The 13,808-nt window shown below is 69.3% G+C and carries 12 protein-coding genes and 1 pseudogene; 10 read left to right on the forward strand and 3 right to left on the reverse strand.

Annotated features, from left to right (window positions below):
• Both ACYVO7_RS24480 and ACYVO7_RS24485 read right to left on the reverse strand, forming a co-directional pair.
• A pseudogene (locus ACYVO7_RS24480) lies at positions 1-260 on the reverse strand (recombinase family protein); the annotation flags it as partial.
• A 176-nt stretch (positions 261-436) separates the two neighbouring features.
• Positions 437-1,012, reverse strand: coding sequence for a hypothetical protein (locus ACYVO7_RS24485; RefSeq protein WP_460452387.1), 576 nt, complete (start codon positions 1,010-1,012; stop codon positions 437-439).
• Positions 1,013-1,563: 551 nt separating this feature from the next.
• Between ACYVO7_RS24485 and ACYVO7_RS24490 the strand changes: the two genes are divergently transcribed.
• Positions 1,564-2,787, forward strand: a complete 1,224-nt coding sequence (locus ACYVO7_RS24490) for a c-type cytochrome (RefSeq protein ID WP_460452410.1) — start codon at positions 1,564-1,566, stop codon at positions 2,785-2,787.
• Here the strand turns inward: ACYVO7_RS24490 and ACYVO7_RS24495 are convergent.
• Positions 2,750-4,822 carry a 4Fe-4S dicluster domain-containing protein gene (locus ACYVO7_RS24495; protein WP_460452388.1) on the reverse strand — a complete coding sequence of 691 codons (2,073 nt, stop codon included), beginning with the start codon at positions 4,820-4,822 and terminating at the stop codon, positions 2,750-2,752. The genes ACYVO7_RS24490 and ACYVO7_RS24495 overlap by 38 nt on opposite strands.
• Before the next feature lie 79 nt (positions 4,823-4,901).
• On the opposite strand from ACYVO7_RS24495, the gene ACYVO7_RS24500 reads away from it, so the two are divergent.
• The 9 genes from ACYVO7_RS24500 (at position 4,902) to ACYVO7_RS24540 (ending at position 13,336) form a co-directional block, all read left to right on the forward strand.
• The gene (locus tag ACYVO7_RS24500; protein WP_460452389.1) at positions 4,902-5,612 is read left to right on the forward strand and encodes a biotin/lipoate--protein ligase family protein; all 711 of its coding nucleotides are present in this window, start codon (positions 4,902-4,904) and stop codon (positions 5,610-5,612) included.
• Complete coding sequence (locus tag ACYVO7_RS24505; RefSeq protein ID WP_460452390.1) at positions 5,603-6,667, forward strand: DUF6352 family protein; 1,065 nt, start codon at positions 5,603-5,605, stop codon at positions 6,665-6,667. Before ACYVO7_RS24500 ends, ACYVO7_RS24505 begins: the two co-directional genes overlap by 10 nt.
• Complete coding sequence (locus ACYVO7_RS24510) at positions 6,648-7,157, forward strand: DUF3305 domain-containing protein (RefSeq protein WP_460452391.1); 510 nt, start codon at positions 6,648-6,650, stop codon at positions 7,155-7,157. The genes ACYVO7_RS24505 and ACYVO7_RS24510 overlap by 20 nt, the downstream gene beginning before the upstream one ends.
• The gene (locus tag ACYVO7_RS24515) at positions 7,144-7,788 is read left to right on the forward strand and encodes a DUF3306 domain-containing protein (protein ID WP_460452392.1); all 645 of its coding nucleotides are present in this window, start codon (positions 7,144-7,146) and stop codon (positions 7,786-7,788) included. Before ACYVO7_RS24510 ends, ACYVO7_RS24515 begins: the two co-directional genes overlap by 14 nt.
• 97 nt (positions 7,789-7,885) lie before the next feature.
• A complete protein-coding gene (locus ACYVO7_RS24520) occupies positions 7,886-8,530 on the forward strand; it encodes a TorD/DmsD family molecular chaperone (protein ID WP_406856683.1) in 645 nt (214 codons plus the stop codon).
• A gap of 3 nt (positions 8,531-8,533) precedes the next feature.
• Positions 8,534-8,746 carry a twin-arginine translocation signal domain-containing protein gene (locus tag ACYVO7_RS24525; RefSeq protein WP_406856684.1) on the forward strand — a complete coding sequence of 71 codons (213 nt, stop codon included), beginning with the start codon at positions 8,534-8,536 and terminating at the stop codon, positions 8,744-8,746.
• 12 nt (positions 8,747-8,758) lie between these two features.
• Positions 8,759-11,689, forward strand: coding sequence for a formate dehydrogenase subunit alpha (locus ACYVO7_RS24530; RefSeq protein WP_406856685.1), 2,931 nt, complete (start codon positions 8,759-8,761; stop codon positions 11,687-11,689).
• Positions 11,690-11,700: 11 nt separating this feature from the next.
• Entirely contained in the window at positions 11,701-12,297 is a 597-nt protein-coding gene (gene fdh3B / locus ACYVO7_RS24535) for a formate dehydrogenase FDH3 subunit beta (protein ID WP_406856686.1), read from the forward strand.
• A 25-nt stretch (positions 12,298-12,322) separates the two neighbouring features.
• On the forward strand, positions 12,323-13,336 hold the full coding sequence (locus ACYVO7_RS24540; protein WP_406856687.1) for a formate dehydrogenase subunit gamma: 1,014 nt from the start codon (positions 12,323-12,325) through the stop codon (positions 13,334-13,336).
• Positions 13,337-13,808 lie beyond the last annotated feature (472 nt).

Below are 13,808 nucleotides of genomic sequence, written 5' to 3' on the forward strand. Positions count from 1 at the left end.
AGCAGGAAGCGCGCCCGGTGCGTGGCGTTCAGGGCGGCGTCGCTCCCGGGTTGGCCGCCGCCGCGAGAGCGCACCTCGCCCTGACGCTCCTTCGCCTTGAGCCACAGCTCGTCGGTGACGATGCGCAGCTCCGGAACGGGGATGGTCCCCCAGAGGTGGGGCGGGTTCGGCCTCCCCACCCGGCGGCCGGTGCGCGGGTCTTTCATAGAGGAGCAGCGGTTCCGCTCCAGCACGCCCCGGTAGAGCGCGTTGTTGAGCACGCCGGTGCCGCGGCTGGCCCGGCCGCGCAGCGTGGTGTTCGACCAGGGCCGGCCGCCCGGGATCGGACGGAAGCCGGCGGGCCGGGTCGCGAGGCGTGCCCCAACTCCGGCTGACCTGAGCGTGCTAACTGCTGGAGGACGCCGTGGAGACGGGCGGAGCCGCTCTCGTGTGACTATCAGGAAAGCAGGCCGGTCAGCGCCACAGTCGCGCATGCCGTCACGAATGCCGCGGGAAGGCCTGCTCGGACGAAGGCGGGCGGCCTCGCGCCGGCGCACAGCAGGGCGGACGCGAAAATCAGCCCGCCGAAGAGAAGGCTGGCCAACCCGCAACCGAGCATGGCGCCCCACGACAAAGACCCTGTTTCGATCGTGGCAGCGATGGCCCTGAGAGCCGAAATCGTTATCCAGGCCGGGACGACCAGGCCGAAAAACCCAGCCCGCGGCGGCAGGATCTCCTGATCCTCGGACATCCTGGCAACGAAGGAGCGGGTCAGAACTGCCGCCCAAGCTCCGAGGATCAGGACCGTTACGGGATCCGACCAGGGCAAACTCTGGCGTAGGGGCACGGGGCGGGTGAGCAGCGAGGCGGCAAAAAAAACCGCCGCCCCCAGCAGCGACCCCAGCGCAGCGCCGGAGAGGCCGAAAGTCGCCACCAGGCACATCATGAGCACGAGGCTGAGCGCGATCTGGCCGGCGCTCGCTTCGAAGCCGTCCAGCATCTCGGCCGTGACGAAACCGGCGGCCGGATCCAAAGCGCGCTCCCTTCAGGGGCTGACCTGGATTTGAGGAGCTCAGACCGCCAAACGGGCGAACGGCAGTGAGCCCACCGCGATTGCATAGACGATACGACTCGCACGATGCGCGGTCAAAACCGAAGCGACACTCTTCCCTCGTGCGGTCCGGTCCTGCAGCCGAAGGCGTGGCTCCGCAGGGAGTTCACGCACAGCCGTTCGAAGTTGCTGTGACCGGGCCCGGCGCGACAGCGGGCAAGTCGCTTCGGTGCACCCATGAACACTAACGCAGACAGGAGCGGCTGGCATGTCCGCTGAATTCTGGCCTTCAGATCCAAAAGAGGCCCCAGGCGTGAGCACCGGCAGACGGGTGAATGGGGCGGCGCCGGTTTCGGTGGACGGCCCGGTTCCCTGGCTGAGAGCGACGCGCGCTGGCTCAAAAACGTCAATGTCGGAGAGCCACATTGGGGTTACGAGCCGGAGGCAGTTGGGCGGGCGCCGCCAATCTTCGAAACGAGGAGCCGCCAATGATTAAGCACGGGTACCTCGTCTTAATCGTGCTGCTGACGTCGATGGTTCCGGCCTTTGCAGACCTAAGGGGTCACGGAGGACCCGTGCGGTCCGTCGCCACGGAGCCGTCCAGCCACGCCGCCCTCACGGGAAGCTTCGACGGCTCGGCCATCCTTTGGGACGTCTCGTCCGGCGAGGCTCGTCAGGCGCTGCGTTTCCACGCCGGACAGGTAAACGCCACGGCCTTCCTAAGCCAGACCCGGTTCATCACCGCAGGCCAGGACGGGCTTGTGGCGCTGTGGACAGCGGCCCGCGAGCAGCCCGACCGGGTCCTCGACGGGCATGCTGGCCCGGTTGTGGCGCTGGCCGTCGCCGAAGACGGGCGGATCGCTTCGGCGTCCTGGGACGGGACCGTTCGGCTCTGGGCCGGCGACGGCTCGCCCCTATCGGTCCTGCGCGGCCACGCGGGGAACGTCAACGCGGTCGGTTTCCTGCCCGGTGGCGACGTGGTGAGCGCCGGGGCGGACGGGACAGTGCGGGTTTGGGCAAGCGGCAGGGAGTCCGGCTGGGTCATTTTCGCCAGTCCAGCCGCAATCAACGCGGCAGCGGTTTTGGGCGGCGCGGTTGCTCTGGCAGGAGCGGACGGTTCAATCCGGCTGATTGATGCAAGCGGGCGAAACCTCGGCGAGGCCCGGCTCCTTGACGCCCCCGCCACCGCGCTCGCCGCGTCGGGCGACGGGCTGCTGGCCGCCGGAGGCGCGGATGGCAGCGTGGCGTTGCTGCAGGCGCCATCGCTGCGAGTGATCCGGTCCTTCGCGCCGGCGCAGGGCCCTGTCTGGGCCTTGGCGTTCCTGGCGTCGCCGCCGCGTTTGCTGGCAGGAACGAGCCGTGGCCCCGTTGTGACCTGGGACCTGGCATCCGGAGCGCGCCTGCTGGACGGGAGTGACGGTGGGCAGGCGGCTGCCGCCACGACCGGGGGCGAGAGCGCCCGCGTGTTCGCGCCGTGCCGCGCCTGTCACAGTCTCGGGCCGGATCCCGGCAACCGGGCGGGGCCCACCCTCTACGGGCTGTTCGGGCGTCGCGCAGGTACGGCGAACGGATACGTCTACTCCGCAGCTCTCGGTCACCGAGACTTGATGTGGACCGCCGAAACCGTCGCTCGGCTCTTCGAGATCGGTCCCGCCGCTTTCATCCCGGGGACCAAGATGCCGGATCAGAAGCTTGTCGACGAACGGGACCGCGCGGACCTCATTCGCTTCCTGGAGGAGGCGACGAAACCGCGCTAAGGGCTTGTTCGCCATTCTCTGCCAGAGGTGGCGCCCGGTAGTCGTCCGCTGTGCGCGGAGCTGGGCGCGGATTATGCGGGTCCAACCCCTCATTCATCACGGCTTGGACCCGGCAGTCCTCGCACATGCGAAGCACGTCAAGGCGGGCGCTGTTCGGGCCGCTGTACATCCAGTGTCCGGAGAGCTTGGCCACAACGCGCTCGATGGAGCTGCGGGTCCCGAACGGCTTGCCGCAGCTGATACAGCAGAACGGCTCCTCATCCTTCAGCAGGACGCGTGGGGCGCCCTGGGCGGCGAAGCTGACCCGGGGAACGAGGGTGATAGCCCGCTCCGGGCAAGTCGCCGCGCACAGCCCGCACTGGACGCAGGCGTCCTCGGCAAAAAAGAGGGCAGGCCTCTCAGCCGAGTCGCCCAGGGCGCTGGTGGGGCACGCTGAGACGCAGGAGAGGCACAGCGTGCACGCCTCCCGGTCCAGCTGGAGCCCGCCGAACGCGGCGCCCGCCGGCAGGGAGACGATGTCGACGGGCGACGGGGCGACCGCGCGCAGGTCGAAGAGCATGGCCGCGAACAGGCGTCGCTTTTCCGGCATCGGGTCGAAACCCGAGATGCGAGCGGCGCCCGAGCGCGGCGCCGCGTCGAGGGCATCGCGCAGCGCCTCCGGGTCGTCAGTCGCGATCAGGCCGCAGGCCTCGGGCAGCCCTAGCGCGGATGTCAGCGCCTCAACGACGCCCAGGGTCGCCCGGAGGCCATCCAGCGGATGGGCCGGGCGCTCGCGGGACCAGGCTCGCACCGCTGCGGCGCCCCACAGCAGGGGCGAGCACCAGAACTCGACGCCCAGGCGGTGCACGGAGGTGACCGGGACCGGCAGCACGCGGGCGGGCAGGCCCCGGCCAAAGCGGGCGAGCGCGTCGATGACGGCGGCCCCGTCCTGCTCCGCGTAATACAGGATCACCGGGGCCCGCCCGCCGGCGCGCCGAAAGGTGTCGAGGACCCGTCTCACGTTACGCAAGGCCGTCTCCGCAGGCGGTGCGGCGTATGCGACAGCGCCCGTGGGGCAGGCTGCGGCGCAGTCGCCGCAGCCGCCGCACACGAGAGGATCGACAGCGACGTGGTCGCCCGCGGGCCGAATTGCGCCGGTCGGGCACAGGTCGAGACACCGGGTGCAGCCCGTGATCCTCGACCGAGAATGCGCGCACAGGGACGGAGTCACGGCCACGTAGCGGGGCTTGGTGAACTCGCCCGTAAGCCGCGCTGCGGCGGCCACCGCCTCCCGCACCCCGACTGGGTCGCCGGGGTCGGCCCGCAAGTAGCCGTCGCGGAGGTCGTGAGCGGGGAACAGGGGCGGTCGCCCCGACAGGTCGATGATTATCCCGCAGCGTGACACCGCGTTATCCCGCCCGGTCCCGAACTGGAGGGCGACACGAGAGGACGGCCGCGGCTCCGCGAACCCGTCCACCGTCAGGTCGAAGGCGCCGAGATGGCCTGTGGCGTTTCGGACGAGGCCCCGGACCACGGGGAAGTCCCAGGCTTGCGGCGGGCTGACGTCCTGGTCGCCGGTGAGCAGCACGGTGACGTCGAGGCGGTCCGAGAGGGTCCGGCCCGCCTCGATGGCGCGCTCGTCCCGGCCGTAGACCAGCAGCACGCCGTCGCTCGCAAGCTCCACGGGCGCCAGTGCCGCCATCTCCTCCTGCGACGCGGCTGGCGCGGCATCCAGCAGCGCGGCGGCCTTGGGGCCGGCCAGTTCCGCCTCGTCCGACCAGCCGGCGGCTTCGCGGATGTTGGCGAAGCGCATCTCGCCCGCATAACCCAGCTCGCGGGCGATGTCGCGGAACAGGGCCGCGTACTGGGTGCATCCGATGGTGACCGGACGGCCGGTGGCGAGCGCCTCGCGGACCCGGTCCTGCTCGGCGGCGCAGAAACAATCGCCGCCGATCACCCGCGCGTCCGGCATGGCCCGCGCCGCCGCGGGCCCGAAATCGGGCATGGTCTTCTCGCACGAACAGACCAGCGCGATGCGGCGACCTGTCTGCGGCATGATTGGCCTCGCCAAGTGCTTTACGGGAGCCAATCATAATTGGAAGATGCGGTCCAGCGGACGTCCCGGAAGGTGCCGGATGGACAGCGCGGAACTTCCCCCGGTGTTTCGGCCCGTGGTCCTGCGGGAAGTTCACGAGGCATTCTCGCAGGCTTGCCGCGTCGCGGCCGCGGAAGGGGCGGGGACGCTGTTCCAGGTGGGGCGGTTCGACCTCGTCGACTTCGCCGTCGTGTTGGAGCCGGAGCATCCCCTCCGTCTTGCCCGGACGTGCTTCTATGCGGGCATGAACGCGCTTGCAGACGCGGTCTCCTCCTGCGCCCCGCCGGAGGCGCCGGTGTGCTTCCGCTGGCCCGATCGAATCCTGCTCGACGGCGCATTGGTCGGCGGCGCCCGGCTTGGGTGGCCGCAGTCGTGCGCCGAGGACGACCGGCCCGAGTGGCTGGTTTTCGGCGCGACCGTGCGGCGCGTCAGCATCGGCGCCGAGGAGCCTGGCGCCAGGCCCGGTCTCGGCTCTTTGGAGGAACTCGGCGCGGTGCTGGGCGACCACCGCGACTTCGTGGCGCGCTTCGCCCGCTTCTTCCTGCTCGCACTGCACGAGTGGAGTGATTTCGGACCGGCAGGCTCGCTGCGCCGCTATACGCCGCGTCTCGCCGGTCGCTCCGAGCCTGTCGACCTCCGCGCCAGCCACGGTGGCGCCCCAGACGCGGTGGCCTGGCAAGGTAGCGGGTCCCTGGCGGCCGCGCTGGCGACCCCGTCGTGGCGTGAACGGGAGCTTTCGGGATGGCTTTGACGGTGAGCGCTTCAATCGCCAACCGAGCCTGCAGCCGAGACGACTTCTGGATCTCCAGCGGTCACCAGATGCTCGATCGGGATGAGACGGCCTGGGCGGTGGTGACCGACGAGTTCCTGAAGCTCTACCTCGCCCGCCCCGAACTGGCGCCGCCGGTCGATGCGTGCCCGGCCGAGCGCGCCCTGCACGCCTCGCTGCTCGCCGGCGACCCCCGGCGGCCGGTCGCGCCGGCCGAGGTCGACGCCATTCAGGACGAGGACGCTCGGGAGAACTGGGCGGTGATGCTGACACATCGCGATCGTCTCGTGACTGCGGGCTGCGTTGAGGGCGCCTATCTGGCTGCGGTCACGCAGGGGGGCGCCGCCTCGCTCTTTCTCGACCAGTGGGCCCAGATCATCCTGCGTGGCGCGCTCGACACGTACCGGTCGCCCTTGGTGCTGCGGGCCGCGGAGCTCCTGTTCCGCCCGCAGCGGATCGCCTTCCATGCGGGCGGCGTGCTGCTGGCGGACGATGAGCTGGTATCGGTGAGGGAAGCGGCCCGCGGCGCCTCGCCGTTGGCGCGCATGTTGCTGGACGCGCCCGAGACGGAGCTCGACGTGCTCGGAGAGAACGACGAGCGTCGCTACCTCGCTCGCAGCGACGCCTTTGATTTCGCCCTTCCGTTCGAGCCGGGCGGGCCCGGCCACGGCGCCCTCGCGACGGCGATGACGAGCTGGCTGCGCCACCTGCTGCGGCTCGACGTCTCGATCAGGCCGGTGCGCGCCATCGACGATCCCGTCTGGCGCTGGTCCATTGGCCTGAACGCGGCCGGCGTCGCCATATGCGAGACCGCGTGGCGCGGCGAGGCGGTCGACCCGGCGACGGTGCTGGGCCTCTTCCGGCTCGATCTGAGCGACTGGACGCGCGTCCTGCCCAGGATGGCGGGACAGCCGATTTGGCTCATCCTGGGCATGGACGACACGAAGGTGCTGCGAATCAGGCCGCAGAACCTGATCACGGGCTTGCCTTTGCTGGACCGTCAACCGGAGGAGGCCGATGGCCGCCCTGATCCTTGACGCCGCGCTGATCGTCGAGCGCCGCCTTCTTGGCGGTCCCTGGGGCGGGGTCGCCTGGCGGCCCTTTGCCGTGCTGCCGCCTGGAGCTGCGGCCGCCCCCTGGACGCCCCTGGCCCATGAGGACGGCGCGACGACCTTCTTTGCCGGCGAGATCGGGATCGAGCTGCATTCCTCGGAGACGGGCTCCTACCGCGACAACCTCGCCACTCGGGAGCCGAGGCTGTGGACGGTGCTGCGGGACTGCCCCGAGCCGCCCGGCGTCCGGCTGATGATGCTCACCGCCGATCCCGCCGAGGGAGAGGCCATGACGGAGGCCGGGACCAACCTGGTCGAGACGGTCGCGATGCCTGCATGGATCGAGGAGCGGGTCAGGAGCTTTGTGGCGGAGCACCACATCGAGCGTCCCTTCTTCAAGCGGCAACGCGACCGAAGCGCATCTGGCCAAAGACCCGCGGGGCCGCCCCGGGGAGGGCGCCATGACCGGCGTTGAGGACGGGCCCGCGCGTGACCCTGAGCGCTTCTTGGCCCGCTGGTCACGCCGCAAGCGGGGCGGGGTCGACGCGCGTCCCGCCGACGACGGGGAGCAAGCCCAAAATCCGCAGCCGCCCGAGCCCGGCGGGGACGGCCGAAAGCCGGGGGAGCCGCCGCCGTTGCCGCCTGTGGATACGCTGACCCCGGAGAGCGACTTCTCCGTGTTCCTGCATCCCGGGGTCTCGTCAGGTCTGCGAACGGCGGCCCTGCGCCGCCTCTGGAGCCTCGACCCGGCGATCCGCGACTTTGTCGGCCCGGCCGATTACGCCTGGGACTTCAACCGCCCCGGCGCCGTCCCCGGCTTCGGTCCGGCCCAGGCGATCACGCGCCTGGCGGGCGCCCTGGCGGCGCCCCGGGACGCGGAACGCGGGACGGCGCCGGACCCGAGCCGCGGAGCCGACCCGCCGGGCGTGGCCGAGGACGGTCGCCCTCGCATGGAACCCGGGGACGAGCGCCAGGCCGCCCGGCCTGAGGCCGTGCCGGAGGCGGCCGCCGGCGGCGGCCCCGCCCCGGGCTCCTCGCCGGGACCCAAACCTCTCCTCGCCCCCATTCGACGCCATGGCGGCGCGAAACCACGGTTTTCGTCCTGACAGAGTTCAGCTTTCGGCGCTTGCAAGTTCCCGGTAAGGGCGTAGCCTAATCTTTGAGCAACAGCCGTCAGCTGGGGCTCGGGGCGGGGAGACTGGCATGCGAGACCACTCGCAGGATCGTCTTGTTCCCTCGACGGAGCCCGACCTGTTGGCCGAGATCGGCTCGGCGCGGGCGCGGGAATACGCGCTGCTCTCCACCCTTCTTTTGACCTCCCCGGACGCGGAGCTGCTGGGCCGGCTGGCGCGGCTCGGCGGCGGCCCGAACGAACTCGGGCAGGCGCATGACGAGCTCGCGGCCGCTGCCGCGGCGTGCGCGCCCGACGACGTCGAGCGCGAGCATTTCGAACTCTTCGTCGGCGTCGGGCGCGGCGCGCTCGTCCCATACGCCTCCTATTACCTCACGGGCTTCCTCCAGGAGCGCCCCCTCGCGCGCCTCCGTCAGGATCTCGCGGCGGCCGGGCTGCAGCGCTGCCACGGCTGCGTCGAGCCCGAGGACCACATCGGCGTGCTCTGCGAAATCATGAGCCGCCTCGTCCTGCGCGCGCCTCTGGGCGACCGCCTGCAGCGGACGATGTTCGAGCGGCACTTGGAGCCCTGGGCTCCGCACTTCTTCGACGATCTCGGCCGGGCGGAGCAGGCGCAGTTCTACCGCAGAGTCGCCAAGGTCGGCCGCCTGTTCTTCCAGATCGAAGCCGAGGCATTCCGGTTCGCGATCCCGGAGCCTGCAGACGCGGAGGTGTAAGCCATGGCGAAGACGCGACCCGGCCTGAGCCGCCGGGGGCTGCTGAAGGGGCTGAGCGGCGGCACCCTGGCGCTCGGGGCGGCCGCCACGGTCGGCGCCACGCAACCGGCCGGAGCCTATGACCCGGGGTCGAAGGAGATGCGCGGCCGGTACCGCGAAACCGACCACGTGAAGGCGTACTACCGCGTCAACGGCTACGAAACCCTGAAAAAGTGAGGCCGCCCCGTGTTGACCAGGCGAGCTACCACGGTCCGGCGCCCGGCGGGGGCGCCCAGCCCTGAATCCGGCGCAGCCGGCCTCGACCGGCGCAATTTCCTCGAGCGCTCCCTCTTGCTCGGGGGGGTGGCGGCGCTTGGCGATCTGCCGCTTGGGACCATTCGTGAGGCGCAGGCGGGCCCTCCCGCGAGCGCAGGGGCGCCGGTCGAGATTCGCAAGAACATCTGCACCCACTGTTCGGTCGGCTGCACTGTCACTGCAGAAGTCCAGAACGGGGTGTGGATCGGCCAGGAGCCCTCGTGGGACAGCCCGATCAACCGTGGTTCGCATTGCGCCAAGGGCGCGGCCATCCGAGAGGTCGTTCACAGTGACCGCCGTCTGAAGTACCCCATGAAGATGTCCGGGGGGGAGTGGCGCCGGATCTCCTGGGACGATGCGATCAACGAGATCGGCGACAAGATCCTCACCATTCGCCAGCAGGCCGGCGCGGACGCCGTGTACTGGCTTGGCTCCGCCAAGTTCACGAACGAAGCATCCTATCTGCTGCGCAAGCTCGCCGCCTTCTGGGGAACCAACTCGGTCGACCACCAGGCCCGCATCTGCCACAGCACGACGGTCGCCGGCGTGGCGAACACCTGGGGCTACGGCGCCCAGACCAACTCCTACAACGATATCCGCAACGCCAAGACGATGGTGTTTATCGGCAGCAACGCAGCCGAGGCGCATCCGGTCGCCATGCAGCACCTGCTAGCCTCCAAGGAGATCAACCGCGGCAACATGATCGTCATGGACCCGCGCTTTACCCGCACGGCCGCGCACGCGACGCACTACGTGCGCTTCCGGTCGGGAACCGACATCCCGCTCGTCTGGGGTCTGCTGTGGCATGTCTTCCAGAACGGCTGGGAAGACAAGGAATTCATACGCACGCGCGTCTACGGCATGGACGAGGTCCGCAAGGAGGTGGCCCGCTGGACCCCGGACGAAGTCGAGCGCGTCACCGGCGTCCCGGAGGCGCAGCTGAAGGAGGTCGCCCGGAAGTTCGCAACGGAGAAGCCTGCGACGATCATCTGGTGCATGGGAGCGACCCAGCACACCGTCGGCACCGCCAACGTGCGGGCCTTCTGCACCGCCTGCCTGGCCACCGGCAATGTCGGGAAGCCCGGGACCGGAGCCAACATCTTCCGCGGCCACACCAACGTCCAGGGGGCGACGGACCTCGGTCTCGATATCACGACCCTGCCGCTCTACTACGGCCTCACGGAAGGCGCCTGGAAGCATTGGGCGCGCGTTTGGGACGTGAGCTACGACTGGCTTCGCGACCGCTTCGACGAAGTTCCGGCCAAGGCGGGACGTCCCGCCCGCACCCGCAAGGATAACATGGAGACCCCCGGGATCACCTCGACCCGGTGGTTCGACGCGGTGACCGCTCCGGAAGAGGATGTAGACCAGCGGACCAACCTGCGCGCGATGATCGTGATGGGTCACGGGGGCAACACCGTCACCCGCATGCCCGAGATGCTCAAGGGGCTCGCGAAGCTTGAGCTCATGGTGGTGATGGACCCGCACCCCACCACCTTCGCGGCGATCGGCGACCGCAAGGAGAACACGTACCTGCTGCCGATCGCGACCTCGCTGGAGACGGACGGGTCCCGCACCGCCTCAAACAGGTCGCTCCAGTGGGGCGAGCAGATCGTCAAGCCGGCCTTCGAGTCCAAGGACGACTATGAGGTGATGTACCTGCTGGCGAAGAAGCTCGGCTTCGCCGACGACATGTTCAAGCACATCAAGGTCGAGAACAACCGGCCGTCCCCGGAAGATCTGCTGCGGGAGATCAACCGGGGCGGATGGTCGACCGGCTATTGCGGGCAGTCGCCCGAGCGCCTCAAGGCGCACATGCGTAACCAAGCGAAGTTCGACCTGGTCACGCTGCGCGCCCCGAAGGACGCCCCCGAAGTCGGCGGCGACTACTACGGGCTGCCATGGCCCTGCTGGGGCAAGCCGGAGATCAGGCACCCGGGAAGCGCCATCCTGTACAACACCAACCTGCACGTGAAAGACGGCGGGGGCACCTTCCGCGCTCGTTTCGGGACGGAACGAAACGGACAGACGCTGCTGGCGGAGGATTCCTATTCGCTTGGATCGGAGCTGACGGACGGCTACCCCGAGTTCACGATGGCGGTTCTGAAGAAGCTCGGTTGGGACCGCGACCTCACGGCCGACGAGTTGGCAGTGATCCAGCGGGTGGGCGGCGGCAATGTTGACACGGTCAGCTGGGCCACGGACCTCTCAGGCGGAATCCAGCGCGTCTGCCTCGATCACGGCGTCATGCACTACGGCAACGCCAAGGCCCGCGTGGTCGCGTGGAACCTGCCCGACCCAGTGCCGGTGCACCGCGAGCCGATCTACTCGCCGCGGCCGGAGCTCGTAGCCAAGTACCCGACGCGACCGGACGAGCGGCAGTTCCGCATCATGAACGCCGGCTTCACGGTCCAGAAATCGGCCGTCGACCGAGGGGTGGCGAAGGAGTTCCCGATCATTCTCTCCTCCGGACGCATCGTGGAATTTGAGGGCGGGGGCGAGGAAACCCGGTCCAATCCGTGGCTAGCCGAACTCCAGCAGGACATGTTCGTGGAGATCAGCACGGCGGACGCGGCAGAGCGCAGCGTCAAGGACGGCCAGTGGGTCTGGGTGCTCGGGGCCGAGAACGGGGCCAGGACACGCGTGAAAGCCCTTGTCACGGACCGCGTCGGCCGGGGCGTCGCCTGGATGCCTTTCCATTTTTCCGGCTGGTACCAGGGCGAGGATCACCGCACGCGCTACCCGGCTGGAACTGACCCGGTGGTGCTGGGCGAAAGCGTCAACACGCTGACGACCTACGGTTTCGACCCGGTGACGGGCATGCAGGAAACCAAGGTCACCTTGTGCCAGATCCGGCCGGCTTGAGGGAGGGGCGCATGGCGCGCATGAAGTTCCTGTGTGACGCCGACCGGTGTATCGAGTGCAACGCCTGCGCCACCGCGTGCAAGAACGAGCACGAGGTGCCGTGGGGCATCAACCGCCGCCGCGTCGTGACGATCAATGACGGCAAGCCTGGCGAGCGGTCCATCTCCATGGCCTGCATGCACTGCACGGACGCGCCGTGCCAGGCCGTGTGCCCGGTGGACTGCTTCTACACCACCCCGGATCACGTGGTTCTTCACTCGAAGGATCTGTGCATCGGGTGCGGCTACTGCTTCTACGCGTGCCCGTTCGGCGCCCCGCAGTATCCCCGCGTCGGCAACTTCGGATCGCGCGGCAAGATGGACAAATGCACCTTCTGCTCGGGCGGGCCCGAGGAGGACGGCAGCGAGGCCGAGTACGTGAAGTACGGGGCTAACCGTCTCGCCGAGGGGAAGCTGCCGCTCTGCGCGGAGATGTGTTCCACCAAGTCCTTGCTGGCCGGCGACGGCGACATCATCGCGTCCATCTACAAGGAGCGCGTCCAGAAGCGTGGTTATGGGTCGGGCGCCTGGGGTTGGAGCACGGCTTACCACGAGACGATCGAGGTCTGAACGAAGGCAGGCGAGAGGTGATCCCATGCTGCGCGCGCCAAGGCTGGTTCCGGTGCTTGCCATACTCGCTATGCTCGCGGGCGTGGGCGCGCCAGCCGCGCGCGCGGCAGACCCTATGACGGGGGCGAACCCGACCGCCCAGTCGGTGCACGAGCGCGACCTACTGAACGCGCTCGGGAAACTCCAAGGGCGGATCACGCTTCCGGACGGGAAGGCATCCCTGCTGGAGCAGCCGCAGGGGCGCGAGTATCGCGGCTTCCATGAGCGCGCGCTGCCCTGGATCGGCGGGATCGTCATCCTGGCGGTGCTTGCTGGCCTGGCGGCGTTCTACCTGGTGAAGGGCCGCATCCCGGCGCCTCCGCGCGATCCCGGCGGGCGCACGGTGCTTCGGTTCTCCGCCGTGGAGAGGCTCGGCCACTGGCTCACGGCGACGTCCTTCATCGTGCTCGCCCTGACGGGCCTGAACTATGTTTTCGGCAAGCGACTTCTCATGCCCCTGGTCGGTGCCGACGCCTTCGCGGGGTGGTCGCATTGGTCGAAATACGCCCACAACTTCGTGGCCTGGGCGTTCATGGCGGGGCTCCTGATGCTCATCGTGAGCTGGGTTCGCGACAACATCCCGGACCGGTTCGATGTGGCGTGGCTACGGGCGGGCGGCGGTTTCCTCGACGGGTCGCATCCTCCGGCGGAGCGCTTCAACGCCGGCCAGAAGCTGATGTTCTGGTCCATCGTGATCTTCGGCCTGGCGCTTTCGGCCTCCGGACTGCTGATGCTGTTTCCCTTCGCAGTGCTGGACATCAATGGGATGCAGGCTGCCCAGTACGTGCACGCGATCGCGGCCGTGGTGCTGATTGCGGTGATCCTGGCCCACATCTACATCGGCACGCTCGGAATGGAGGGGGCCTTCGAAGCCATGGAGAGCGGCTCGGTGGACCTGAACTGGGCCAGGACGCACCACAGCGTCTGGGCGGCGCGGCTGGCGCGCGATGATCCGGCCGCCCGAGCTCTGCGGTCAGGCTCGCCAGCGCCGGCTGAATGATCCGGAGGACGTCCATGCGCCTAACATGCTTGTTCGCCGTCGCGACCCCAGCCGTGCTGATTGCATCCATAGCGGCGGCCCAATCGCCTCCGCCTGGCGCTGCTGGGCCCGCCGGCGGGCCCGCAAACCTCTGCGGCGAGCTCGTCGCGTTCATGACCTCGCAGCAAGAGAAGCAGCCTGCAGCCGCCAAGCCACCGTCGCAGGGTGGCTCGGCGAGCCAAGTGACCGGGCAGTCGAACGTCGCCGTAGAGGCTCCGAAATCGAAAGCGCCGGGGCAGGAGGGCTCGGGTCAGAATGCGCCTCAGGCTTCCGGAATGAGCGCGCCCATTTCGGCGCCCTCGGGCCAAGCGCCGGCCAAGGAGGAGCTCGCCTCCCTCGACTCCGTTAAGGAGCTCGCGCAAAGGAACGACGTTTCAGGGTGCCGGACCGTGGCGCAACGCATGCGTCGAGCGGGTGTCGCCATGCCCACGCC

It is taken from the genome of Alsobacter sp. SYSU BS001988 (genome assembly GCF_054796215.1).